At 72.3% G+C, this 24,059-nt stretch carries 19 protein-coding genes; 7 read left to right on the top strand and 12 right to left on the bottom strand.

Annotation, left to right across the window (positions count from 1 at the left end; translation table 11 throughout):
- Nucleotides 1-935, bottom strand: a 935-nt coding sequence (locus tag K6I33_RS10610) for an ABC transporter ATP-binding protein (RefSeq protein ID WP_229350259.1), incomplete at its 3' end; no start/stop codon positions are given.
- A gap of 233 nt (nt 936-1,168) precedes the next feature.
- Here K6I33_RS10610 and K6I33_RS10605 point away from each other — a divergent pair.
- From K6I33_RS10605 to K6I33_RS10590, 4 genes are all read left to right on the top strand, one after another.
- Nucleotides 1,169-2,011 (top strand): M24 family metallopeptidase, encoded by an 843-nt coding sequence (locus tag K6I33_RS10605; RefSeq protein WP_229350257.1) that lies wholly within the window; start codon nt 1,169-1,171, stop codon nt 2,009-2,011.
- The gene (locus tag K6I33_RS10600) at nt 2,008-3,795 is read left to right on the top strand and encodes an SDR family oxidoreductase (RefSeq protein ID WP_229350255.1); all 1,788 of its coding nucleotides are present in this window, start codon (nt 2,008-2,010) and stop codon (nt 3,793-3,795) included. Before K6I33_RS10605 ends, K6I33_RS10600 begins: the two co-directional genes overlap by 4 nt.
- 85 nt (nt 3,796-3,880) lie before the next feature.
- Complete coding sequence (locus tag K6I33_RS10595) at nt 3,881-4,783, top strand: metal-dependent hydrolase (protein WP_229350253.1); 903 nt, start codon at nt 3,881-3,883, stop codon at nt 4,781-4,783.
- A gap of 39 nt (nt 4,784-4,822) precedes the next feature.
- A complete protein-coding gene (locus K6I33_RS10590) occupies nt 4,823-5,788 on the top strand; it encodes a MerR family transcriptional regulator (protein WP_229350251.1) in 966 nt (321 codons plus the stop codon).
- Between the two features lie 38 nt (nt 5,789-5,826).
- Here the strand turns inward: K6I33_RS10590 and K6I33_RS10585 are convergent, their stop codons facing one another.
- The gene (locus tag K6I33_RS10585; protein WP_229350249.1) at nt 5,827-7,173 is read right to left on the bottom strand and encodes a carotenoid oxygenase family protein; all 1,347 of its coding nucleotides are present in this window, start codon (nt 7,171-7,173) and stop codon (nt 5,827-5,829) included.
- A gap of 96 nt (nt 7,174-7,269) precedes the next feature.
- Complete coding sequence (locus tag K6I33_RS10580; protein ID WP_229350247.1) at nt 7,270-7,830, bottom strand: hypothetical protein; 561 nt, start codon at nt 7,828-7,830, stop codon at nt 7,270-7,272.
- 142 nt (nt 7,831-7,972) lie between these two features.
- On the opposite strand from K6I33_RS10580, the gene K6I33_RS10575 reads away from it, so the two are divergent.
- The gene (locus tag K6I33_RS10575; RefSeq protein ID WP_229350245.1) at nt 7,973-8,599 is read left to right on the top strand and encodes a PadR family transcriptional regulator; all 627 of its coding nucleotides are present in this window, start codon (nt 7,973-7,975) and stop codon (nt 8,597-8,599) included.
- Here the strand turns inward: K6I33_RS10575 and K6I33_RS10570 are convergent.
- The 3 genes from K6I33_RS10570 to K6I33_RS10560 form a co-directional block, all read right to left on the bottom strand.
- Nucleotides 8,510-9,109 carry a hypothetical protein gene (locus K6I33_RS10570; protein ID WP_229350243.1) on the bottom strand — a complete coding sequence of 200 codons (600 nt, stop codon included), beginning with the start codon at nt 9,107-9,109 and terminating at the stop codon, nt 8,510-8,512. The genes K6I33_RS10575 and K6I33_RS10570 overlap by 90 nt on opposite strands.
- Nucleotides 9,110-9,171: 62 nt before the next feature.
- Entirely contained in the window at nt 9,172-10,074 is a 903-nt protein-coding gene (gene htpX / locus K6I33_RS10565) for a zinc metalloprotease HtpX (RefSeq protein WP_229350241.1), read from the bottom strand.
- A 131-nt stretch (nt 10,075-10,205) separates the two neighbouring features.
- Nucleotides 10,206-11,105, bottom strand: a complete 900-nt coding sequence (locus tag K6I33_RS10560) for an LLM class flavin-dependent oxidoreductase (RefSeq protein WP_229350239.1) — start codon at nt 11,103-11,105, stop codon at nt 10,206-10,208.
- Nucleotides 11,106-11,227: 122 nt separating this feature from the next.
- On the opposite strand from K6I33_RS10560, the gene K6I33_RS10555 reads away from it, so the two are divergent.
- Entirely contained in the window at nt 11,228-12,100 is an 873-nt protein-coding gene (locus K6I33_RS10555) for an HAD family hydrolase (protein ID WP_229350237.1), read from the top strand.
- An 85-nt stretch (nt 12,101-12,185) separates the two neighbouring features.
- Here the strand turns inward: K6I33_RS10555 and K6I33_RS36295 are convergent, their stop codons facing one another.
- From K6I33_RS36295 to hisC, 6 genes are all read right to left on the bottom strand, one after another.
- On the bottom strand, nt 12,186-13,343 hold the full coding sequence (locus K6I33_RS36295; protein WP_229350235.1) for a M23 family metallopeptidase: 1,158 nt from the start codon (nt 13,341-13,343) through the stop codon (nt 12,186-12,188).
- A gap of 74 nt (nt 13,344-13,417) precedes the next feature.
- Nucleotides 13,418-14,998: a GAF domain-containing protein gene (locus K6I33_RS10545; RefSeq protein WP_229350261.1), complete on the bottom strand. Its 1,581-nt coding sequence runs from the start codon at nt 14,996-14,998 to the stop codon at nt 13,418-13,420.
- An 82-nt stretch (nt 14,999-15,080) separates the two neighbouring features.
- Nucleotides 15,081-18,605: a thiol reductant ABC exporter subunit CydD gene (cydD, locus tag K6I33_RS10540; RefSeq protein ID WP_229350233.1), complete on the bottom strand. Its 3,525-nt coding sequence runs from the start codon at nt 18,603-18,605 to the stop codon at nt 15,081-15,083.
- A 13-nt stretch (nt 18,606-18,618) separates the two neighbouring features.
- On the bottom strand, nt 18,619-19,620 hold the full coding sequence (gene cydB, locus K6I33_RS10535) for a cytochrome d ubiquinol oxidase subunit II (RefSeq protein ID WP_229350231.1): 1,002 nt from the start codon (nt 19,618-19,620) through the stop codon (nt 18,619-18,621).
- A 79-nt stretch (nt 19,621-19,699) separates the two neighbouring features.
- Nucleotides 19,700-21,280 carry a cytochrome ubiquinol oxidase subunit I gene (locus tag K6I33_RS10530; protein WP_229350229.1) on the bottom strand — a complete coding sequence of 527 codons (1,581 nt, stop codon included), beginning with the start codon at nt 21,278-21,280 and terminating at the stop codon, nt 19,700-19,702.
- Nucleotides 21,281-21,505: 225 nt separating this feature from the next.
- Nucleotides 21,506-22,585, bottom strand: coding sequence for a histidinol-phosphate transaminase (gene hisC, locus K6I33_RS10525; protein ID WP_229350227.1), 1,080 nt, complete (start codon nt 22,583-22,585; stop codon nt 21,506-21,508).
- 359 nt (nt 22,586-22,944) lie between these two features.
- On the opposite strand from hisC, the gene K6I33_RS10520 reads away from it, so the two are divergent.
- Complete coding sequence (locus K6I33_RS10520) at nt 22,945-24,057, top strand: LacI family DNA-binding transcriptional regulator (protein WP_229350225.1); 1,113 nt, start codon at nt 22,945-22,947, stop codon at nt 24,055-24,057.
- Nucleotides 24,058-24,059 lie beyond the last annotated feature (2 nt).

The raw sequence follows: 24,059 nt of genomic DNA, 5'->3' as shown, positions 1-24,059 counted from the left end.
CGGAAGAGCTCCGCGATGCGGTGGCGGCGCTGCTCCATGCGGACCAGGCCGAGGCCGAGACCGGCGACGGCATCCCGGACGATGTCGTACGTTCCCTCGTCGACGACATCGACGAGCAGCACCCGGCCGGACATGGGCGAACCGTCGGCCGCCCGGCCCGCGGGCCGGGTCGTCAGCCCCGCCCCGGCGAGGGCCGCCAGCAGCGCGCCGGTGCCGTCGGGGCAGGCGTCGGTGTCGGTGACCTCCACCGCGAGGGAGCCCGTGGCCTGGGTGAACTCGTCCGTGGACGAGGAGCGCAGCAGAGTGCCGCCGTCGATGACGACGACGTGGTCGCAGGTGCGCTCCAGTTCGCCGAGGAGATGCGAGGTGACCAGGACCGAGATGCCGAAGTCGGTGTGGACGCGGCGGATCAGGCCCAGCATCTCGTCCCGGCCGACCGGGTCGAGACCGTTGGTCGGCTCGTCCAGCAGCACCAGCTTGGGATCGTGGACCAGCGCCTGGGCGAGCTTGACCCGCTGCTTCATACCGGTGGAGTAACCGCCCATGGGGCGGTACCGCTCCTCGTACAGCCCGACGTGGCGCAGGGTGTCCGCGGTCCGCTCACGGGCGGCGGTGGGCGGCAGGCCCGACATCCGCGCCATGTGGACGACGAACTCGGTCGCCGACACATCGGGCGGCAGGCAGTCGTGCTCCGGCATGTAGCCGACCCGCTCGCGGATCCGGGCACCCTGGGTGGCCACGTCCAGGCCGAGCACGCGGGCGCTCCCCTCGGTGGCGGGCGAGAGACCCAGCAGGATCTTGATCAGCGTGGACTTGCCGGCCCCGTTGGCACCCACCAGACCGGTGACTCCCGGATTGATGTCGACGGTGAGCCGGTCCAGAGCGGTCACCCGGGGGTACCGCTTGCTGAGGCTTTCGGTAGCGATCACAGTCACGCCTTCGACCGTAGTAGCGAAAATCGCGGCAGTCGTCAGACCAGACGGCTGGTTGTCCGTAGTCCTCGGGTCTGACGTGTCCGTACGGGCGGAGGGGGCCCCGGAGCCGCCGGATCCGCCGGATCCCTTGACGCAGCCGCCGGTCATTGTCACATTCATCACTGGCAACTTTCGTATATGGCTTCGCACTTCGGATACCGGCAGACGGAACTGGTCGGAGGGTGGCGGTCGGCATGACGAGCTCGGTGAGCACCGCGGAGCTGCGCGGATTCCGGGAGACGCAGCGGCTCGCGTACGACTGCGCGGAGGCGGTCGCCGCGCGGCTCGTCCCGGGGGTGACCGAGCGCGAGGCGGCCCGGATGCAGCGGGAGTGGCTGCGCGAGCGGGGCGTCCGCGACTGGTTCCACCTGCCCTTCGCCTGGTTCGGCGACCGGACGGCCTTCACGGGCTTCCGGGTGCCCCTGGAGTTCTTTCCCACCGGGCGGCGGCTGGAGCCGGGGATGCCGTTCATCCTCGATCTGGCGCCGGTGTACGGCGGCTTCACGGCGGACGTCGGCTATGCCGGCTGCCTGGGCGCGAACCCCCTGCACGACCGGCTGCTCACCGATCTCGCCGTCCATCGCGAGCTGATCCTCCGCGAGGTGCGCGAGCGCCGCCCGCTGCGGGAGATATACGAGGACGTGGAGCGCCTCATGGCGCGCCAGGGCTACGTCAACCGGCATCGCGCCTATCCCTTCGGAGTGATCGCGCACAAGGTGGACCGGCTGCGGGAGCGCCGCTGGTCCCCGCGTCTGTTCGGCTTCGGCACCCAGGCCCTCAAGGGCCTCGCCTCCGACGCCCTGCGCGGACACCGGGAGGGCTGGTCGCCGCTGTGGAGCCCCCACCGCCGCTCCGACCACCCGCCACGGCCGGGGCTGTGGGCGGTCGAACCCCACCTGGGCTTCCGGGGCACGGGGGTGAAGTTCGAGGAACTCCTGGTGGTCACCGACTCACGGGACCCCGAGGAGAGCGCGTTCTGGCTGGACGACGATCTGCCGCATGTGCGGCGCCGGCAGGAGGAGAGGACGGCCGTATGAGCCTGGAGAGCGAGGGCGCCCGGGAGCGCCGGATCACCACGGGCGGGATCGAGCTGTGCGTCCTGGAGCTCGGCGACCCCACCGACCCCACGGTGGTGCTGCTGCACGGCTACCCCGACAGCAAGGAGGTCTGGTCCGAGGTCGCCCGGCGGCTGCGCGACCGCTTCCATGTAGTGCTCTACGACGTGCGGGGCCACGGCCGCTCCACCGCGCCACGACCGCTGCGCGGCGGCTTCACGCTGGAGAAGCTCACCGACGACTTCCTGGCCGTCGTGGACGCCGTGAGCCCCGACGCGCCCGTGCACCTGGTCGGCCACGACTGGGGATCGGTGCAGGGCTGGGAGTTCGTCACCGTCGAGCGCACCGAGGGCCGTGTCGCCTCCTTCACCTCCGTCTCGGGACCGTCCCTGGACCACTTCGGGCACTGGCTCAAGGAACGGGCCGCCCGGCCCACCCCGTGCCGTGCGCTCCAACTCCTCGGCCAGGGGGCCCGCTCCTGGTACGTCTACGCCCTCCACACCCCCGTCCTGCCGGAGGCGGCCTGGCGCGGCCCCCTCGGCAAGCGCTGGCCCAGGATGCTGGAGCGGCTGGAGACCCTGCCGCCGCAGGCCCCGGCCGGCTACCCGACGGCCTCCCTCCCGGACGACGCCGCCCACGGCGCCTGGCTCTACCGCGACAACGTACGGGCCAGGCTGCGCCGGCCCCGCACGGACGCCCACGCGCATGTGCCCGTCCAGCTGATCACCCCGACCGGCGACCCCTATCTCTCCGAGCGCCTCTACGACGACCTGGAGCGCTGGGCCCCCCGGCTGGTGCGGCGCACCCTGACCGCAGGACACTGGGTCCCCCGCACCCGCCCCGATCAACTCGCCGCCTGGATCGGCGAGTTCGCCACCGTCCAGGAGACCGCCCACCAGGAGGGCCTGCCCGCCCGGGTGCCCACGGGCAAGGGCCCGTACGCCGACCGGTTCGGCGGGCGGCTGGTGCTGATCACGGGGGCGGCGAGCGGCATCGGGCGGGCCACCGCGTTCGCCTTCGCGGAGGCCGGGGCACGCGTCGTCGCGGTCGACCGGGACGCGGAGGGCGCGGTCCGCACCGCCGAGCTGGCCCGGCTGACCGGGGCCCGGGACGCGTGGGCCGAATGCTGCGACGTCTCGGACGAGCAGGCCATGGAGAAACTGGCCGCCAAGGTCGCCGCCGAGTACGGCGTGGTGGACGTGCTGGTCAACAATGCCGGCATCGGCTTCTCCGGCTCCTTCATGGACACCTCCACCGAGGACTGGCGCAAGGTCCTCGACGTCAACCTGTGGGGCGTCATCCACGGCTGCCGCACCTTCGGCAGGCAGATGGCCGAGCGCGGGCAGGGCGGCCATATCGTCAACACCGCCTCGTCGGCCGCCTTCCAGCCGACGAAGGCCCTCGCCGCCTACGCCACGTCCAAGGCGGGCGTGCTGATGCTCAGCGAATGCCTGCGGGCCGAGCTGGCCGGACAGGGCATCGGGGTCAGCGCGATCTGCCCCGGCATCGTCAACACCGCCATAGCGGCGAGCGCGGGCTTCGCGGGCGTCCCGGAAGAGGAACAGCGACGCCTCCAGGAGAAGACCGCCCGCCTCTACGGCAAGCGCAACTACCCGCCGGAGAAGGTCGCCGCGGCGATCCTCCGGGCCGTGGCCGAGGACCGGGCCGTGGTGCCCGTGGCCCCCGAGGCCCACGGCGTGCGCCTGATCTCCCGCTTCGCACCTCGCCTGAGCCGCCGTATCGCCCGTGTCGACCCGCCCCTGTGAGCGGACCCCCGATCCGGGCGGATCCCCGCGACGTGCGATCCCCGCCCCCACCGAGAGTGATCTCCCGTTCCGGAGGAGCGCCTTCATGAGAGACCGGTACCGAATAGCCCCTCGGCGTGTGTCGTTCGACTGGCGGGACACGCCCCTGCACTGGATCCCGGACGAGCCCACGGCCACCCATGTCATCAACGTCCTCCACCTCCTGCTGCCCGCCGGTGAGCGGTGGTTCGTCAAGGTCTTCAAGGAAGCCCTGCCCCTGGTGAGCGACGAGGCGCTGCTCAAGGACGTGAAGGGCTTCATGGGGCAGGAATCCACCCACAGCGTCCAGCACTCCTATGTGCTGCGGCACCTCGCCGAACAGGGGCTGGACACCGGCCCGTACACCAAGCACGTCGACTTCCTGTTCGACGTCCTGCTCGGCGACCGTCCCCCGTTCGGCCTGCGGATCTCCGAGCGGGAGTGGCTGCGCTTCCGGCTCTCCGTGATCGCCGCCACCGAGCAGTTCACCGCGGTGCTCGGCGACTGGGTCCTCCGGGCCGACTCCCTCGACGAGGCCGAACCGGACCCCGTGATGCTGGACCTGCTGCGCTGGCACGGCGCCGAAGAGGTCGAACACCGGTCCGTGGCCTTCGACATGTACCAGCACTGCGGCGGCCCGGACCCCACGCGCTACGCCCGCCGGCTGCTCGGCATGGCGATCACCGCGCCGGTGCTCTTCTACCTCTGGGGCTGGGGCTCGGGCTATCTGATCCGCCACGACCCCTGGCTCGCGGGCCGGCTGCGCTACACGCTGCGCGAGCACAACCGGGCCGTCGCCAAGGGTCTGCTGCCCACCTGGCGGGAGCTGGGCTCGGCCGTTCCCCGCTACGCGCGGCGCTCGTACCACCCCTCCCAGGAAGGGTCGCTGCGCAAGGCCCTCGACTACCTGGCGACCTCGCCCGCGGCCCGCGCCGCGGCGGGCGCGGTGGGCCGGGCGGCCCTCTCGTAAGCCGTCCCCCGAGGGCGGCCTTCTGTAAGGAGCACCCCTGTGCCGGAAGCGGAGTACCGGATCGAGGACCTGGCCCACCGCAGCGGAACGACCGTCCGCACCATCCGCGCCTACCAGGACCGCGGGCTGCTGCCCAAACCCGAGCGGCGCGGCCGGGCCAACGTCTACCGGGACACCCACCTGGCCCGGCTCCGCCAGATCGGCGGGCTCCTCGACCGCGGCTACACCCTCGCCAGCATCAAGGAACTGCTGGACGCCTGGGACAGCGGCCGCGGTCTGGGCGGGGTGCTCGGGCTGGTCGCCGAGATCGACGGCCCGTGGTCGGACGAGGAACCCGGCCGGATCACCCGGGCCGACCTGGACGAGCGCTTCGGCGGGACCAGGGACGACGAGGCCGTCGCGGACGCCGTCGCCCTCGGCGTCCTGGTCCCGCTGCCCTCCTCGCCCGGGGAATTCCTGGTGCCCAGCCCCCGGGAGCTGGCCGTCGCCGTCGAGCTCCACGCGGCCGGCGTCCCCCTGCCCGCCATCTCGGGGCATCTGCGTGAACTGCGTACTCAGGTCGAACACATCGCCTCCCGTTTCCTCGACTTCACCACCGAACATGTCTTCCAGCAGTTCCTCGACCGTCCCCCCACCGACGAGGCGGCCATCGAGGCCGCCTCCCTCGTCCGCCGACTGCGCCCCCTGGCCCAGCAGGCCGTCGACGCCGAACTGGCCCGCGCCATGCGGGCCTTGGCCACCCGCCACCTTCATCAGCACCTGGACGCGTGGGCCCCGGACGCCGACCCCCAGGACGGCGGCCCGGGCGGTACCGAACACGCCGCCCCCACGGCCGCCCCGCAACGGCCGGCACCGCCCGCCGCCGAGCAGGTGACGCTGCCCGCCACGACCGTGCGGGCCGTCCGCGCGCTGGTCGGGGCCGGGAACGTCGCGGCCTTCATCACCGCCGCCGCCGAGCGGGAGGTACAGGCCCGCGTCATGAACGGGCTCCTCCCCCGCCCCTGAGGGCCGAGGAGGCCCGAGGGAGCCCGGGCCCTGAGCTCTCAGCGGTCGGCGAGCCAGTTGCCGTGGAAGCCGTACGGCACTCGCCGGGGCAGATGTATCGCGGCGACGGGTGGCGCGGCGAGATCGCCGGCGTCGAGTATCACCAGGTCGCTCCGGTCCGTGGCGGCGTCGTACACAAAGGTCAGCAGCCAGCCCGGACCGCCCGGGCGGTCGTCCGCGGGCGCGAAGGCCGCCTCCGCCGGGAAGCGCCCGGGCCCGAAGGTGTGCCGGGCGACGGATCCGGTGCGCAGGTCGTAGCGGAGCAGCTCACCGGCGGCCCGGCCCGCCCCCGGGGTCTCGCCGACGGTCACATGGCCGTACCGGGCGAGGCGCCCGGTCAGCCGGTCGTCGATCCGGGGGAACTCGCAGGGCTGGTCGTCCAGTTGCTCCTCCCTGACCGTGCCCCGGGTCAGATCGGCGGTCCAGCGCCACAGCGCGGGCCGGGGCGGTCCGCCGCGCTCGTCGGCGAAGAGCCGCGGGTACCGGATGACGTGGAGCACGATCCGTTCGCCGTCGGCGTCGCTCTCGTCGTACGCGTTGAGCGCGTGGAAGACATAGCAGGGCTCGATCGGCAGCCAGCGGACCGCGCCGTACGGATCGTCCCGGCGGAGCACACCCAGCCGGGCGCCGTGGTCCGGCCGCCATGCGTAGGGCATGCCCTGGCAGGCTCTCGCCCGTTCCTCGTCGAACACCACCGGCAGGTCCATGAAGACGACATGGGAGGCGGTGAGATGGAAGTCGTGCATCATCGTGTGCGCCGGTACGTCGACGGCTCTGCTGATCGTCAACTCACCGTCCGAGTCGGCGCGGTGATAGGTCAGATAGGGCGCCTCGCGGCCGCCATATCCAAAGAAGTGCAGCTCCCCGGTGTCGGGGCAGGTCTTGGGGTGCGCGGTCATCGGCGTGGCCAGTCGGCCGCCGAAGTCATGGGACCCGACCGTGTCCAGCTCATGCCCTTTCCGCAGGTCCAGCTCGTACGGGAAGGACGACTCGATCAGGGCGAGGGTGCGGCCCGCGTGGCGCACCACATGGGTGTTGGCCCGCCCGGCGGTGAGATCGGCATTGCCCTCCGCGTCCCGGAGGGCGGCGCCGTGCGTGAAGGTCGAGGTGCGGACCCAGCGATTGCGGTAGGAGGTGGCCTTTCCGCCTTCCAGGCGCACCCCGTGGACCATGCCGTCGCCGAGGAACCAGTGGCCGGACGCGGCGTCGTGGGGATTGGGGCCGTTGCGCAGGTACCAGCCGCTGAGCTCGGGCGGGATCGCCCCGGTGACCGGAAGGTCGTAGGCAGTGAATTCCTCGGTCACCGGCGCGAAGTTGCCGGCGAGATGGGCAGGTGCGGTCGTCATCGTGCGGTCTCCTCAAGGCTCTCGTCGGGCGTTCTCTCCGGGGTTCTCGCCGTCGGCCCGGACCCGCTCTTGGGGCGCGTCCGGGCTCCCTTCATGTCAGGCGGCGCCGCGCGGGGCCATCCGGGCCCGGACCCGCTCGGGATAGCGGGCGGTGAACAGCGCGGGCAGCGCGAACCCCGCGACCTGGAGCGGGATGGACACACCGGAGCCGAGGCCCGCGGCGTACACGGCGGTCAGCGCGGCGGCGGTCAGTGTGAACGCCGCCGCCCAGACGGCGGTGATCACCACATTGATCCGGCGGAAGACCGCGGTGTGCCACACCTCCGGCGGGGTCTGGCGCTTGGCTATGCCCGTGGTGAAGGGGCGCCCGACGGCCAGGGTCGCCCACGCGGTCACGGCGAGCCAGCCCAGTGAGAGGGCGCCGCCGTAATTCCGCAGGGCGCTGTGCGGAAGGGAGAAGGCCACGGGCGCGAGGGCGACGAAGAAGACGGCCGTGCTGCCCTCGAGGATCAGCGAGTCGGCCGAGGCGCCCGCCCGGCGCGCCGTCACCAGCAGCGCCACGGCCACCGCCAGAGCGGTGACCGCCCCCCACTGCCAGCCGAGGGGGGAGACGGCCGCGAAGGCGATCCAGGGGGTGAAGCCGCGCAGATAGTTCATGGAGATCTCCCTCAGACGATCCGGCCAGACCTTTGGCCGGCCCACCCGTGCGTCGGCCCCGTCGACCGACATTCCAACTTCGACATGTCAAAGCTAGAAGGTCCTGCCTTGACGTGTCAAGAGTGGAATGTAGGCTGGGGCCATGAGCCTGAGACACGCGCTGCTGGGTCTGCTGTCCGACCGCCCCGCCAGCGGATACGACCTGATGAGGCGCTTCGAGACCTCGCTCTCCAACGTGTGGCCGGCCACCCAGAGCCAGGTCTACGGCGAGCTGGGCAAGCTGGCGAAGAGCGGGCTCCTCGAGGTGGCGGCGGAGGGCCCGCGCGGTCGCAAGGAGTACGCCATCACCGACGAAGGCCTCGCCGAGCTGCACCGCTGGCTCACCGAGACCCAGCCGGAGCGGATGCGGCGCAGCGAGGCGATGCTGCGGGTCTTCTTCCTCGACCAGCTCACCCCGCTGGAAGCCTTCACCTACCTCTCCACCGAGGCCGAGCGGGCCGCCGGCCGCCACGAGGCCCTGGAGCGGCTGGAGAAGTCCGTCGAGTGGGACGACGGCCCGCTGTCGGCCAACGGCCGCCTCGCCCTGGAGTACGGCCTGCGCTTCACCGCCATGTACGAGGAGTGGGCCCGCTGGGCCGCGGCGCAGGTCGAGGCCCGTTCCGGGCAGCGCCTGACGGGCTCAGAGCCCGGGGGCGCCCCAGACCGGGAACCAGCGCCCCAGGTCCTCCTCGACCCGGAGATCGTCGGCCAGCAGTGCCCTGACCTGTAGTTCCAGCTCGCTGTCCCGCTTGCCCGCCGCGCCGGCCCCGCTCCCGCCGGCCACCGGCGCGAAGGGGTAGAAGGTGCCCCGCTTGTAGAGGTAGACGAGGGCGAGCGGGCGCCGCCCCTCATCGCGGAAGCCCATCAGCGAGCAGAGCAGCTGGGGGCCGAAATCACCTTCCTGGAGCAGGGTGTTCACCGCGTGCAGGTCGTTGACCAGGGCGGCCGTGTCGTCCTCGGGACGTCGCGCCAGCAGCCAGGTGTATCCGTAGGAGTCCCGGCTGAACTCCACGGGCTCGCCGCCCCGTTCGGCGTCGGCGTCCAGCAGTTCGCCGACGTCCCGCCGGATCCGGTCGAACGCCCCTCCTTCCACACTCGCGAAGCACACCGAGCCCAGTCCGGTCGGGGCGAACCCGGCGCCGGCCCGCAGCGTCACGGCGGCGGAGGGCAGGGCGAACAGCTGGTCGAGATCGGGGCGGACCGGCTTGCTGCGGCCGAGAATCACATCCAGGAAGCCCACGGGCGACGTCTCCCTCCACGTCGGTCGGTCACACGTCCCGGCCGGTGCGTCCCGGTCACATGTCACGGGCGGCCGAGCTGGGCCGAGATCCGCCCCAGCTGGTCCAGCCGCTGTTCCAGCGTCGGGTGCGAGGACAGCAGCCGGCTCAGGCTGTCCCTGCTGAGAGCGGGCGCGAAGTAGAAGGCGTTGAAGGGCTCGGCCTGCCGCAGATCGCGCGTCGGAATGCGGGCCATCTGCCCGGTGACCTTGGTCAGCGCGGACGCCAGCGCCGAGGGCCGGCCCGTGAGCAGGGCGCCCGCCCGGTCGGCGGAGAGCTCGCGGTAGCGCGACAGCATCCGGGTGAGCAGGAAGCTGATCGCGTAGACGACGGCGCTGACCAGCGGGACGAGCACCATGATCAGAGCCGTGTTGGCGTCCCGGCCGCCCACCCGGCGCAGACCGCCCCACAGCCCGATCCGGGTGACGATTCCGGCCAGGACGCCCAGGAAGGACGCGATGGTCATCACGGCCACGTCGCGGTGCGCGACATGGGAGAGCTCATGGGCCAGGACGCCCTCCAGTTCCTCCGGCTCCAGCCGCCGCAGCAGCCCCGTCGTCGCACAGACCAGGGCGTTGCGCTGATCGCGTCCGGTGGCGAAGGCGTTGGGCACGTCGCTGTCCGCTATCGCCACGCGCGGCTTGGGCATGTCGGCGAGCGCGCAGAGCCGGTCAACGGCGCCGTGCAGCTCGGGTGCCTCCTGCGGGGAGACCTCCCGGGCGCCCATGCCAAAGGCGGCGATCCGGTCGCTGAACCAGAACTGGGCGACGAACAGGCCGCCCGCGAGGACCAGGACGAACGGCCAGGCGCCGCGCAGCAGCGCCACCAGCACACCCACGAAGACCACGTAGAGCAGCCCGATGAGGAACATCGTGCCGACCATGCGGGTGGTCAGCCCCCGGTCGGGGGCGAATCGGGTCCCTTGCACGGCAGACCTCCAAGGCTCCGCGAGCATGCCCCCGTAGTGGAGCATGCCCCTCAGTAGGTGCCTCTGACCCGATTCTCCCTCTCCACCGCGCCGGGGGCGGGCTCTCCACCCGCCCGGGACGGGCTCCCCGGTCAGGAGAGCTGTGCGAGGCCCTCCGTCGCGATCTTCTCGAAGACGGTGACGTCCGCCGCGAAGATCGAATCGGCGATCGGCCAGTGCACCACGATCTCGTCGATGCCCAGCTCCGCGTGCGAACCCGCGAAGTCGACGAAGGCGTCGAAGGAGTCCAGCGGCCGGTCGGGGGTGAAACCGGTGAGCATCACCTTGGGCAGCTCGGCGACGTCCCGCCCGGCCTCGGCGCAGATCGCGCCGAGGCGCTCGATCTGCCCGGCGATGGCCGCCCGGGACTGCTCCGGGGTGCCCGTCTCGTAGATCTTCGGGTCGCCCGTGGTCACCCAGGCCTGGCCGTGGCGCGCGGCGAGCCGCATCCCGCGCGGGCCGGTCCCGGCGACCGCGAAGGGCAGCCGGGGACGCTGCACACACCCGGGGATGTTGCGGACCTCGTGCGCCGAGTAGTGCTCGCCCTCGGCGGTGACCACGTCCTCGGTGAGCAGCCGGTCCAGCAGCGGCACGAACTCGGCGAAGCGGTCGGCGCGCTCGCGCGGCGTCCACGGCGCCTGCCCGTCCCGCAGCAGCGCCGTGGCGTCGAAGCCGGAGCCGCCCGCGCCGATGCCCAGGGTGATCCGCCCGCCCGAGATGTCGTCCAGGGAGATGAGCTCCTTGGCGAGCGTGACCGGGTGCCGGAAGTTGGGGGAGGTGACGAGAGTGCCCAGCCGCATCCTGGACGTGACGCCGGCCGCCGCCGTCAGCGTCGGTATCGCGCCGAACCACGGTCCGTCGCGGAAGGTCCGCCACGACAGGTGGTCGTAGGTGTACGCCGTGTGGAAGCCCAGTTCCTCGGCGCGCTGCCAGGACTCACGGCCGCCCTCGGACCAGCGGCGGTCGGGAAGGATCACGGTGCTCAGTCGCATGACACCGAGCGTAGGCGCTGGGTGCGACAACCGGGTCGCGGGGGAGACCCGCCCGCTGCGCCCGGCTCAAGACCGTGCCTCGTGCGCACGCTTGTACGCATGTCCGCGGCACGTGCCCGAGAATGAGAAACGTGACTTCCGCTACCGAGCAGCCCGAGACCCCGGCCACGCGCCGGACCGCCGCCACGCCCCGGCTGATCGCCACCGACCTGGACGGCACCTTGCTGCGGGACGACAAGACGGTCTCCGATCGCACGGTGGCGGCCCTGGCGGCCGCCGAGGAGGCGGGCATCGAGGTCTTCTTCGTCACCGGGCGCCCGGCACGCTGGATGGACGTCGTCCGGGACCATGTGCACGGTCACGGCCTGGCGATCTGCGCCAACGGCGCGGCGGTCGTCGATCTTCACGGAGGGGGCCGGTTCGTCAAGGTCCGCCCGCTGGAGTCCGACGCCGCCCTCGCGATCGTCCGCGCGGTGCGCGCCGCCGCCCCCGGTGCCTCGTTCGCGGTCGAGCGCACCTCGGGCATCCACTACGAGCCGCACTATCCGCCCTTCCAGACCGACCCGTGCGCGTCGATCGCCCCGGCGGAGGAACTGCTGATGGGCGGCGACGGCCACGGCCCCGTCGTCAAGCTGCTCGCCTTCCACCCCGAGCTGGGCCCGGACGAGTTCCTGGAGCTGGCCCGGACCGTGGCCGGCGAGCACGGTGTGTTCACCCGCTCCAGCCCGACGGCCCTGCTGGAGATCAGCGGCCCCGGCGTGAGCAAGGCCAGCACGCTGGCCCAGTGCTGTGCGGAGCGCGGCATATCCCCCGAGGAGGTCGTGGCGTTCGGTGACATGCCGAACGACCTGGAGATGCTCGGCTGGGCGGGCACCGCCTACGCCATGGCCAACGCCCACCCCGAGGTGCTGGCCACGACCACGCTCCGCACGGCCGCCAACACCGAGGACGGCGTGGCGGCGGTCATCGAGCAGATCCTCCACGGCCTGCCGTAGCCGCCGGCACGTGGTTCCGGCCCCGGAACGGCGGATCGCACGGACGGAGGGTTTGAACCTCGGACAGCGGCTTACAGACCGCGGCCTACAGTTCGACCCCGCGCGCCCGCAGCCACCGCACCGGGTCGACGGCCGAACCGAAGTTCGCCGTCGTCCGGACCTCGAAGTGCAGATGCGGCCCCGTGGAGTTCCCCGTGGTCCCGGACAGCCCGATCCACTCGCCCGCGCGGACCTGCCGTCCCGGGGTCATGAGCGGCGCCGACAGGTGCGCGTACTGCGAGTACCAGCCGCCCTCGTGCCGGATGACCACGCTGATCCCGAACGAGCCGCCGCATCCGGTGGCGACCACCGTCCCGCCGCCCACCGCCCGGACGGGGGTGCCGGTGGGGACGGCGAAGTCCTGCCCGGTGTGCCCGTTGGCCCAGTGGGCGCCGGTGCCGCCGAAACCGGCCGTGAGCTCGTAGGACACCAGGGGGCGCGTCCAGCCGCTCCGGGAGACCTCCGGTGGCCGGTTGGCGGCGTCCTGGGCGTCCTCCTGCTCGCTCTGGAGCCCGTCGAGGTCGACCGGCGTGCAGCGTCCGCTGCGGATGGCCATGTCCGCCATGGTGTTCAGCTCGCCCCGCGCCTTCGCCAGCCGCTCCTCCAAGGCGGCCTTCTCCACCCGCAGCCGGGTGGCGTCCTCGCTGAGCGCCTGCAGGGAGGTCGTCGTCGACAGCCGGTCCGCCGCCAGCGAGCGGCTCCTGCCGTCGGCCTCGATGAGTATCCGCGCGAGCCTCTCCCGCCGGTCGGTCTCCTGGAACTGAAGCTCCAGCAGCTCCAGGGGCGCGTCGGAGAGCGCGGCGCTGCCCGGGGCGGTGAAGCCGCCGGTCCGGTACTGCGCCCGGGCCACGGCCCCCGCGTCCCGGCGCAGGGCGACGGTGGCGAACCGCTGGCCCGCCCACTGCCGGGTGAGCCACTCGCCCCGCGCCCGCTGGTCCTCCGCCGCGCGCATCCGGAGCTCGTAGCGCTGCCGGAGCCGCCCGGCCTCGCGGGCCAGCCGGACCACCTCCGTCCCGACGCGCACCAGCCGCTCGGGAGTGTGGACGGCGGACGACGGCTCGGCGGCGAAGAGCGGGAGGGTCAGCGCGCAGAGCGCGCACAGCGCCACGCCCTTGTGCGCCCGCCCGCGCGAACCGCCCGAACGCCTCGAACGGCTGGTGCGACATGTGCGATATGAACACAGCAGCATGTTCGCGATCTTCACTGGCGTACCGCGCGGGCGCGCTCGCGGAAGACCGTTCGGAGGAACTTAGACACCCACAGGGCCGCAGGCGGGGCCTACAGGGGCGCCTCCCACACCACCCGCGTGCCGCCCCCGTCCTCGCCCAGGCCCGGCCCGTAGGAGCTGGACCCGCCCAGCGACTCGGCGCGCTTGGCGAGGTTGCGCAGCCCGCTGCGGCGGCCGCCCTCCGGGATGCCCACCCCGTCGTCGGAGACGGCCAGCCGGACCCCTTCCCGGCCGTCCGGCAAGGTGATCGTGGCGTCCACCAGCACCTCGATGCGGGACGCCTGGGCGTGCCGGAAGGCGTTGGAGAGCGCCTCCCGCAGCGCGGCGATGAGGTTCTTGCCGGTGAGCTCGCCGACCTTCGCGTCGACCGGGCCGACGAAGTTCGCGGAGGGCTGGAAGCCGAGCGGCACGGCCGCCGTGCCCAGCTCGCGCAGCACGCGCGTCCGCAGCCCCGCGGGCGCCTCCGTGGGCTCCTGCTGCAACGCGAAGATGGCCGTGCGGATCTCCTGGATGGTCACATCCAGCTCGTCGACCGCCTGCCCGACCTTCTCGCGCACCTCGGACTCGGCGGCGAGCCGCTGGGCGCCCTCCAGCAGCAGCCCGGTGGCGAACAGCCGCTGGATGACCAGGTCGTGCAGATCGCGGGCGATCCGGTCGCGGTCCTCGTAGACGGCCAGCCGCTCACGGTCGCGCTGGGCCTCGGCCAGGACGAGCGCGAGGGCGGCCTGCGCGGCGAACTGGGTGGCCAGGACGCGTTCGGTGGCCGTGTACTTGCGGGCGCCGCGCCGCCGGGGGATGGCGAGCGTGCCGAGCACCCGGTCGCCGCTCTTGAGCGGCAGCAGCATGCTCGGGCCGAACCGCGGGGCGACCTCCGTGATCATGCGCGGGTCGGTGGCCGAGTCGTCGACGAACACCGGTTCCCCGGCGAGGAGCTGGGAGACGACCGGGCTGTGCGGCGGTATCACCGTCCCCAGGAGACCGGCGGGGTCCTCGGCGGACACGACGACCATCTCCAGCCCGCCCTCGCCGTCCGGCAGCAGCACGATGCCGGCGGACGAGTCCGCGAGTCTGCGCGCCTGTTCGGCGACGACCGCGAGCGCGTCCTCGGCGTCGCTGCCCGACAGCAGGGCCGTAGTCACCGCGACCGAACCGTCGATCCAGCGCATGCGCTGCCCGCGTTCCTCGTGCACGCGCGCGTTGCCGATCGCGATGCCCGCCTCGGTCGCGAGGATCTTCACCATGTGCAGGTCGGCGACGCCGAACTCGCCGCCGTCGCGCTTCTCGGTGAGGTAGAGGTTGCCGAAGATCTCGCCCCCGACCCGGATCGGCACGCCCAGGGCGTGCCGGCCGTCGGGAAAGGCCGCGACGCGCTCGTACTCGTCCTCGGCGACGCCGTAGGTGACGAAGTCCGACATCCCCTCGCCACCGGCGTCGAGCACGCCGATGGCGGCGTACCGCGCGTCGGCGAGCTCGGCGGCGGTGCGGCAGATGCGGTCGAGCGTGGTGTGGAGCTCCATGCCGGTGCCGACCGAGCGCATGGCCTCCAGCAGTTGCGGAACGCGCCCGGTGAGCTCCGTGGACAGCCCCTGGAGGCTGCGGGTGGCCTCCGTGGCGACGTCCAGGGAGTCCATCGGCCCCCGGTCGGGCACACCGTCCCGCGGGTCCCGGTCCTGCGGGTCGGAAGGGTGCGCCGTCGCTGCCATGGGGCCGAGCCTAATAAGCGCCATTTGCCGGGGAAAGCGTCATGAGGCTGGTGTCCGCCGCCGCTTCCCGTGCCAGCGCCCGGCGGAACGGCCCGGGCGCCGCCGCGAGCTCTTCGTACGCCCCCCGCTGCACCACGCGCCCCCGCTCCAGCACGACTATCTCGTCAACGGCCGCCAACCCCGCGAGCCGGTGCGTGATCAGTACCGTCGTACGGCCCTCCGTCGCCGTCAGCAGATCGGCCGTCAGGGCGTCGGCGGTCGCCAGGTCGAGGTGCTCGGCGGGCTCGTCCAGCACCAGGACCGGGAAGTCCGCCAGCAGGGCCCGGGCCAGGGCCAGCCGCTGCCGCTGGCCTCCGGACATCCGCGCGCCGTGCTCGCCCACCAGCGTGTCCAGCCCCTGGGGAAGGCCCTCCACCCACTCCAGGAGCCGCGCCGCCCGCAGCGCCTCACGGAGCTCCCCGTCGTCCGCGCCGGGCCGCGCGAGCCGCAGGTTCTCGCGGACCGAGCTGTCGAAGATGTGGGCGTCCTGCTCGCACATGCCCACCAGCCTCCGTACCGCGTCCCCGTCCGTCCCCGCCGCGTCCCGCCCACCGAGGGTGTACGAGCCGGCCTCCGCGTCCAGGAAGCGCAGCAGCACCCGCGCGAGCGTGGTCTTGCCCGAACCGGACTCCCCCACCACGGCGACCCGGCGGCCCGCCGTGAGCTCCAGCGCGAAGCCGTCCAGGGCCGGGACGGACTGTCCCGGATGGCGCGCCGTCAGCCCCGTCACGCGCAGCGGGAACGGCGACTCCGGCGCCGGCCCCGACCCGTCCCGTACGGGCACGGGCGCGTCCAGCACCTCGTACACCCGCTCCGCCGAACGCCGGACGCGCTGGCGGTACTGCACCGCGAGCGGCAGCCCCGCGACCGCCTCGAACGCGGCCAGCGGGGTGAGCACCACCACGGCCAGCCACACCCCGCCCAGCCGGCCCTCGTGGACGGCGTTCACCCCCGCCCAGGCCGAGACGGCCACGGTCAGCCCGCAGGCCAGGGCCGACAGTCCGGCGCCGAGGGCGGTCGCCGCGGAGGCCCGCCGGGCGATCCGGGTGAGCGCGGCGTCGGCGCCCCGCAGCCGCTCCAGCCGGCCGGGCAGGGCACCGGCGACCGTCAGCTCGGCGGTGCCGTTCAGCACCTCGACCACATGCGTGGACAACTCCCCGCGCGCGGGCGCGAGTCGGCGCTCCGCGCGCCGGGCGACCGCCCCGGACAGCGCGGCCGCGACCGGCCCGGCGACGAGCAGCCCCACCGCCAGCGCCACGCCGGCCTCCGGCAGCAGCCACGCGGTGAACCCGACCGACAGGGCACCGACGAGCACGGCCGCGCCGAGCGGCAGCAGCCAGCGCAGGAAGTAGTCCTGCAACGCGTCCACATCGGCGACCAGCCGGGAGAGCAGGTCACCGCGCCGGGTGTCCCGCAGCCCCGCCGGGGCCAGCCGCTCCAGCCGCCGGTAGACCGACACGCGCAGCTCGGCGAGCACGCGCAGGGCGGCGTCGTGGGAGACCAGCCGTTCGGCGTAGCGGAAGACGGAACGGCCGATGCCGAAGGCCCGCGTCGCCGTGACGGCCACCATCAGGTACAGCACGGGGGGTTGCTCGGAGGCGCGGGAGATCAGCCATCCGGAGACGGCCATCAGGCCTACGGCACTGCCGAGGGCCAGGGCGCCCAGCAGCGTGGCGAGGGCGAAGCGGCCCCGATACGGGCGCCCGGACGCCCGGACGCGGGTCAGAACCCCCGCGCTGCGCGCGGGGTCATGCCCACTCGCCCGCCCAATACCCGGAACCGTCCCGACCTCGGTGGGTTCCACAGGTCCGTAACCGGGTTCCGGGCGTACGGGCCCGCTGCCCGCCGCCTCCCCCGGCTCGGCCTGCGGTGCCTCCAGTCGCACCACCCGGTCCGCCACCGCCAGCAGCGCCGGGCGGTGTACGACCAGGACGACGGTGCGGCCGGCGGCCAGTCGTCGTACCGCCTCGACCACCGCCGCCTCGGTCTCCCCGTCCAGCGCGGCCGTCGGCTCGTCGAGCAGCAGTACCGGCCGGTCGGCCAGGAACGCCCGGGCCAGCGCGAGCCGTTGCCGCTGTCCGGCGGAGAGCCCGCTTCCGTCCTCGCCGAGGCGAGTGTCAGTGCCCTGCGGCAACATGGAGACGAACTCGAGCGCCCCGGCCGCGCGCAGTGCGTCCCGCACCTGCGCGTCCGTGGCGACGGGCCGGGCCAGCCGGAGGTTCTCGGCGATCGTCCCGGCGAAGAGATGGGGTCGTTGCGGGACCCAGGCCACCTGGTCCCGCCAGCTTTCGGGGGAGAGCGATGCAAGATCCGCGTCACCGACGAACACCCGCCCGCTCGTGGGCCGTTCGAGGCCGAGCAGCACGTTCAGCAGCGTCGTCTTGCCGACTCCGCTGGGCCCGGTCACCGCGACCGTCTCCCCGGGCCGGACCTCGAACGAGGTCTCGGCCAGCGAGGGCGTGCCCCGCCCCGCGTGCCGCACCACGAGCCGATCCACGGTGAGCGCCGCGTCCCGGGCGTCGGGGGCCGGGAGGGTGCCGGCGGGCGCCGGCTCGGTCTCCAGCACCGCGAAGACCTCGTCCGCGGCCGCCAGCCCCTCCGCCGCCGCGTGGTACTGCGCGCCCACCTGCCGCAGCGGCAGATAGGCCTCCGGGGCCAGGACCAGCACCATCAGCCCGGTGTAGAGGTCGAGTTCGCCGTGGACGAGCCGCATGCCGATGCCGACCGCGACGAGCGCGACCGACAGGGTGGACAGCAGTTCCAGCGCGAAGGAGGAGAGGAAGGCGAGCCGCAGGGTGCGCAGGGTGGCCCGCCGGTAGTCGGCGGTGATCGCGCGGATGGATTCGGCCTGCGCCTTGGCCCGGCCGAACACCTTGAGCGTGGGCAGCCCCGCGACGACGTCCAGGAAGTGGCCGGACAGCCGGGACAGCAGCCGCCACTGCTTGTCCATCCGGCCCTGGGTGGCCCAGCCGATCAGGGCCATGAAGAGGGGGATGAGGGGAAGCGTGAGGACGATGACGAGCGCCGACACCCAGTCGGCGGAGACGATCCGGGCGAGGACGGCCACGGGCACCACGGCCGCGAGACCCAACTGGGGGAGGTAGCGGGCGAAGTAGCCGTCCAGCGCGTCGATTCCGCGCGTGGCGAGGGTGGTCAGCTCGCCGGTGTTCCGGGTGCCGGGGCCGAGCCTGGTCGCGTGTTCGAGCAGCCGGGTCCGCAGGGCGGACTTGACCGCCGCGCTCGCGCGGTGCGCGGCCAGTTCGGTGAGCCAGGCCACCGCCGCCCGGCCGAGGGCGACGGCGGCCAGCAGCGCCAGGGACCGGCCCAGGTCATGGGCGGTGAGACCGTGCTGGAAGGCCCCGGTCACCACCTCGGCGACGAGCATCGCCTGGGCGATGACCAGGCCCGCCCCGGCCAGCCCGAGCACGACCGAGGCGGCCAGGAAGAAGCGGGTCGCGGCGGCGTGCCGCAACAGCCGGGGGTCGACGGGCTTCACGACACGCCCCGTCTCAGTGCGCGGCCGGGATGTGCTGGGTGCCGATCCGCTTGCGGAACACCCAGTACGTCCATGCCTGGTAGCCCACGATCACGGGGGTCATGAAGCCCGCGATCCACGTCATGATCTTCAGTGTGTACGGGCTGGAGGCGGCGCCGCTCACGGTCAGGCTCCACGCCGGGTCGGACGAGGAGGGCATGACGTCCGGGAAGAGCGCGAGGAAGACCATCGCGAAGACGGCCACGACCGTGACCCCGGAGAGGGCGAACGCCCAGCCCTCCCGGCCCGCCCGGTTGAGGGCCAGGGCCGCGAGCAGCGCCACCACCGCGACGACCGCCGCGGGCAGGCTGCGGCCGTTGCCGGACTCGGCCTGCGTCCAGGCCAGGAAGGCCGCGGCGAGCGCCGCGGCGGCCAGGCCGTAGCGGGCCGCGTGGGCCCGGGCCCGGTCCCGGATGTCGCCGACGGTCTTGAGCGCGGCGAAGACCGCCCCGTGGAAGGTGAACAGCACCAGTGTGAACAGGCCGCCCAGCAGGGCGTACGGGCTCAGCAGGTCGAGCACGTCACCGGTGTAGTTCTTGTCCGGGCCGATCGGCACCCCGCGCACGATGTTGGCGAAGGCGACGCCCCAGAGGAAGGCGGGCAGCAGCGAGCACCAGAAGATCGCGTTCTCCCAGTTGCGCTGCCAGCGCTCCTCGTTGCGCTTGTGGCGGTACTCGAAGGCGACGCCGCGCACGATCAGGCAGACGAGCACGGCCAGCAGCGGCAGGTAGAAGCCGCTGAAGAGGGTGGCGTACCAGTCGGGGAAGGCGGCGAAGGTCGCGCCGGCCGCGGTGATCAGCCAGACCTCGTTGCCGTCCCAGACGGGGCCGATCGTATTGATCAGCACCCGGCGTTCGGTGCGGTCCTTGGCCAGCGTCTTGGTGAGGACGCCGATGCCGAAGTCGAAGCCTTCGAGGAAGAAGTAGCCGGTCCACAGGACGGCGATCAGCAGGAACCAGAAGTCGTGGAGGTGCATGGTCGGGTTCTCCGTTCCACCGCGCGCGTCAGTACGCGAAGGTCACGCGTCAGTCCGTCATCAGTGCGTCGTCGACGCGTCAGTACGCGAAGGTCATCGGCTTGTCGGCGTCCTCGGGCAGCTCCGTGCCCCGGTCACCGCCCGGCATCCGCAGCCGGGGGTCCTTCGCCGGCGGCTTCTCGTCCGTGTCGGGACCGGCCGAGCCGTACTTCACCAGCAGCTTGACCTCGACCACGGCGAGGACCGCGTAGAGCGCGGTGAAGACGGTCATCGAGGTGATCACCTCGCCCTGGCTCACCCCCGGCGAGACGGCGTTGCCGGTCTTCATCAGTCCGTAGACGGCCCAGGGCTGGCGGCCCATCTCGGTGAAGATCCAGCCGAAGGAGTTGGCGAGCAGCGGGAAGCCCATGGTGAGGATGCCGATGCGCCAGGACCACTTGGTGAGGAAGGGGCTCATCTCGCGCGTCCGCGTGAGCATCAGCCGCGGGATCTCGTCCTCCCCGACCCGGTACTCGGGTGCGAGCCAGAGCTTCCTGCGGGTCGTCCACAGCCCGATGAGCGCGGCCACGAAGGAGGTCATCCCGAAGCCGATCATGAGGCGGAAGCCCCAGAAGGTCATGAAGATGCTGGGGATGTAGTCCTCGGGCTGCCCGCCGTAGCGCGCGGCTTCCTGCGCGGCGATGTCGTTGATGCCGGGGACGGGGTCGGAGAAGTTGCTGTGGGCGAGGAAGGACAGCAGGCCGGGGATCTCTATCTCGACGCTGTTGTGGCCCTTGGAGACGTCGCCGACCGCGAAGACCGAGAAGGGCGCGGGCGCCTGGGTGTCCCACAGGGCCTCGGCGGCGGCCATCTTCATCGGCTGCTGCTCGAACATCACCTTGCCCAGCGAGTCACCGCTGAGCGCCGTGCCCATCCCGGCGATCACCGCGATCACCAGGCCGACGCGCAGCGAGGTCAGCATCGCCGGGAGCTGCTTGCGCTGCTTCTCGCCGAGTTCCTCGCCCTTGAGCTGCTTGCGCTTGGCGCGCCACAGGTGGAAGGAGGCCACGCCGACGACGAACGCGGCGCCGGTGAGGAAGGCGGCGGTGAGGGTGTGGAAGACGACGACCAGTGTGGTGTTCTGCGTGAGGACGGCCCAGATGTCGGTGAGCTGGGCCTTGCCGGTCGCCTTGTCGACGCTGTAGCCGACCGGGTGCTGCATCCAGGAGTTCGCGGCCAGGATGAAGTACGAGGAGAGGATCGTGCCGACGGCGACGATCCAGATGCACGCGCAGTGGATCTTCTTGGGCAGCTTGTCCCAGCCGAAGATCCACAGGCCGATGAAGGTGGACTCGAAGAAGAAGGCCAGCAGCGCCTCCATCGCGAGCGGCGCCCCGAAGACGTCGCCGACGAAGCGCGAGTAGTCCGACCAGTTCATCCCGAACTGGAACTCCTGGACGAGCCCGGTGACCACACCCATCGCGATGTTGATCAGGAAGAGCTTTCCCCAGAACTTTGTGGCATGGAAGTACTTCTCCTTGTCCGTACGGACCCAGGCCGTCTGGAGGCCGGCCGTGATCGCGGCAAGGCTGATCGTGAGCGGTACGAAGAGGAAGTGGTAGACGGTCGTGATGCCGAACTGCCACCGCGCGAGTGTTTCCGGAGCCAGAGCCAGATTCACCGGGGTCTCTCCTTGCCTCTTGCGTCGTCGGCAGCGCGTGCCGCCGACGTTATGCCCTTGTATGCCCCAGTTAAAGCAGGACATAAAGGCGCGCTTGTGAACGCGTTCACATTCACAAGCATTATGGCGCACCGGCTTTTCGGACAAACAAGGGGGGTACCCCCTTCGGCCCTAGCGCGAAGTGGGGTACCCCGGTTCCGTAGGGGCGGGCGGACCCGCCGGTGGCTACAGCTCCTTGCGGAACTCCTCGGCCACCCGCAGGAAGATGTCGTTCGCCTCGGTCTCGCCGATCGTCACGCGCACGCCGTCACCCTGGAACGGCCGGACGACCACACCGGCCCGGTCGCACGCGGCGGCGAAGTCCAGGGCCCGGTCCCCCAGCGGCAGCCAGACGAAGTTGGCCTGCGAGACCGGCAGCGTCCAGCCCTGCCCGGCCAGCGCCTCGACCACCCGCGCCCGCTCGGCCACCAGCGCGTCCACGCGCTCGCGCAGCGCCTCCTCGCTGCGCAGCGAGGCGACGGCCGCGTCCTGGGCCACCTGGCTCACGCCGAACGGCACCGCCGTCTTGCGGAGCGCCGCCGCCACCGGCTCGTGCGCGATCGCGAAACCGATGCGGAGCCCGGCGAGTCCGTACGCCTTGGAGAAGGTCCGCAGCACACAGACGTTCGGCCGGTCCCGGTAGAGGTCGATGCCGTTGGGGACGTTCTCGTCCCTGATGAACTCGATGTAGGCCTCGTCCAGGACGATCAGCACATCGCCGGGGACCCGGTCCAGGAAGGACTCCAGCTCGGCCCGGCCCGCCACCGTACCGGTGGGGTTGTTGGGGTTGCAGACGAAGATCAGCCGGGTCCGCTCGGTGATCGCGGCGAGCATCGCCTCCAGGTCGTGCGCCGCGTCCTCGGTCAGCGGCACCTCGACCGGGGTGGCCCCGGCGATCCGGGTGATGATCGGGTACGCCTCGAAGGAGCGCCAGGCGTAGATGACCTCATCACCGGGGCCTGCCGTCGACTGGACCAACTGCTGAGCCACTCCAATCGAGCCGGTGCCGGTCGCCAGGTGCGACAGCGGCACGCCGAAGCGCTCGGCGAGCTCGGCCATCAGCCCGGTGCAGGCCATGTCCGGGTAGCGGTTGAGCGTGGAGGCGGCTTCGACAGCGCTTTCCAGCACTCCCGGAAGCGGCGGATAGGGGTTCTCGTTGGAGGAGAGCTTGTACGCGACGGGGCCACCGGGGGCCGCCGGCTTGCCCGGCTTATAGGTCGGCACGGCCTCGAGCGCGGCGCGCAGCTTCGGGGTCTTCTCGGTCACCGCGGGTCCTCCTCCACCTCTGACGGGACACCCCTGATGGGAATCCCGACGGAATACTGCACACCTTATGAGGATTGCCCCGGGCGGCGTCCATAGCTGACGGAGCGCTCCTCTGCCTGTCACGCGCCGTGGCGGGCGCCCTGGCGCGCATCCCCCATGAAGGTGAGTTGAGACCTCAACGAGACCTGGACCATTCATGAGGCGTGGATATGCCACAGCCCAGTAGCCCACCACAAAAGCGCTCAACAGCCTGCGTTTCCATGATCATTGAAGGAAATCGCCAGAGCAGAAACGTGCCTGTCAACAGTCAAATACCGTGCCCTGCCAAAGGACCAACCGAGCCCTACTATCGGCTCGCCATGACAGCAGCAGGGAAGCACCAGGTGAGCCGGGCCGAGACATCCCGCCGGGCCAGCCGGCAAGGACGGGCGGGCATCCGGGACGTGGCCGCCGCCGCCGGCGTCTCGATCACGACCGTCTCCGACGCGCTCAACGGCAAGGGCCGGCTCCCGGACGCGACCCGCCGCCATGTCCGCGAAGTCGCCGACCGGCTGGGCTACCGCCCGTCGGCGGCGGCCCGCACCCTCCGTACCGGCAAGTCGGGGCTGATCGGCCTGACCGTGACCACTTACGGGGATGAACCTTTCACCTTCACCGAGTTCGCCTACTTCGCCGAGATGGCCAGAGCCGCCACCTCAGCCGCCCTCGCCCGCGGCTACGCCCTGGTCATCCTCCCCGCCACCTCCCGGCACGACGTGTGGTCCAACGTCGCCCTGGACGGCACGGTCGTGGTGGACCCCTCGGACCACGACCCCGTGGTCTCCGACCTGGTCCGCCAGGGCATCCCCGTGGTCTCCGACGGCCGCCCCGCGGGCTCCCTGCCGGTGACCGCCTGGGTCGACAACGACCACGAGGCGGCCGTGCTCGGCATCCTCGACCACCTGGCCGACGCCGGGGCCCGCCGGATCGGCCTGCTCACCGGCACCACCACGGACACCTACACCCGGCTCTCCACCACCGCCTACCTGCGCTGGTGCGAGCGGGTCGGCCAGGACCCGGTCTACGAGGAGTACCCGGCGCACGACCCGTGCGCGGGCGCCGTGGCCGCCGACCGGCTGCTGGCCCGGCCCGACCGGCCGGACGCGGTGTACGGGCTGTTCGACCCCAACGGCACCGACCTGCTCGCCGCCGCCCGCCGCTACGGCCTGCGCGTCCCGGACGACCTGCTGCTCGTCTGCTGCAGCGAGTCCACCGTCTACGCGACCACCGAGCCGCCCATCACCACGCTCTCGCTCAAGCCCCGGCGCATCGGCACCGCCGTCGTCCAGCTGCTCATCGACGCGATCGAGGGCCTCGACACCGGCCGGCCGGTCGAACAGGTGATACCCACCGAACTGATCGTCCGGACCTCCTCCGAACGGCGCCCGCCGCGCACCACCGTCAGCGCGCCCCGCGGCCCCGCCACCCCCTGACC

The organism is Streptomyces sp. UNOB3_S3, assembly GCF_020740895.1.
Taxonomy (GTDB): Bacteria; Actinomycetota; Actinomycetes; order Streptomycetales; family Streptomycetaceae; genus Streptomyces.
The sequence above is the reverse complement of the archived record's forward strand: the minus strand, read 5'-3'. Positions and strand labels throughout refer to the sequence as shown.

What these genes read in the sequence shown, in the direction of transcription:
- K6I33_RS10560 (WP_229350239.1), bottom strand. Translation starts at nt 11,105, where the DNA reads ATGCGACTGAGCACCGTGATCCTTCCCGACCGCCGCTGGTCCGAGGGC.
- K6I33_RS10595 (WP_229350253.1), top strand. Translation starts at nt 3,881, where the DNA reads ATGAGAGACCGGTACCGAATAGCCCCTCGGCGTGTGTCGTTCGACTGG.
- K6I33_RS10520 (WP_229350225.1), top strand. Translation starts at nt 22,945, where the DNA reads ATGACAGCAGCAGGGAAGCACCAGGTGAGCCGGGCCGAGACATCCCGC.
- K6I33_RS10545 (WP_229350261.1), bottom strand. Translation starts at nt 14,998, where the DNA reads ATGGACTCCCTGGACGTCGCCACGGAGGCCACCCGCAGCCTCCAGGGG.
- K6I33_RS10555 (WP_229350237.1), top strand. Translation starts at nt 11,228, where the DNA reads ATGAGAAACGTGACTTCCGCTACCGAGCAGCCCGAGACCCCGGCCACG.
- K6I33_RS10575 (WP_229350245.1), top strand. Translation starts at nt 7,973, where the DNA reads ATGAGCCTGAGACACGCGCTGCTGGGTCTGCTGTCCGACCGCCCCGCC.
- K6I33_RS10585 (WP_229350249.1), bottom strand. Translation starts at nt 7,173, where the DNA reads ATGACGACCGCACCTGCCCATCTCGCCGGCAACTTCGCGCCGGTGACC.
- K6I33_RS10600 (WP_229350255.1), top strand. Translation starts at nt 2,008, where the DNA reads ATGAGCCTGGAGAGCGAGGGCGCCCGGGAGCGCCGGATCACCACGGGC.
- K6I33_RS10580 (WP_229350247.1), bottom strand. Translation starts at nt 7,830, where the DNA reads ATGAACTATCTGCGCGGCTTCACCCCCTGGATCGCCTTCGCGGCCGTC.
- cydB (WP_229350231.1), bottom strand. Translation starts at nt 19,620, where the DNA reads ATGCACCTCCACGACTTCTGGTTCCTGCTGATCGCCGTCCTGTGGACC.
- K6I33_RS10605 (WP_229350257.1), top strand. Translation starts at nt 1,169, where the DNA reads ATGACGAGCTCGGTGAGCACCGCGGAGCTGCGCGGATTCCGGGAGACG.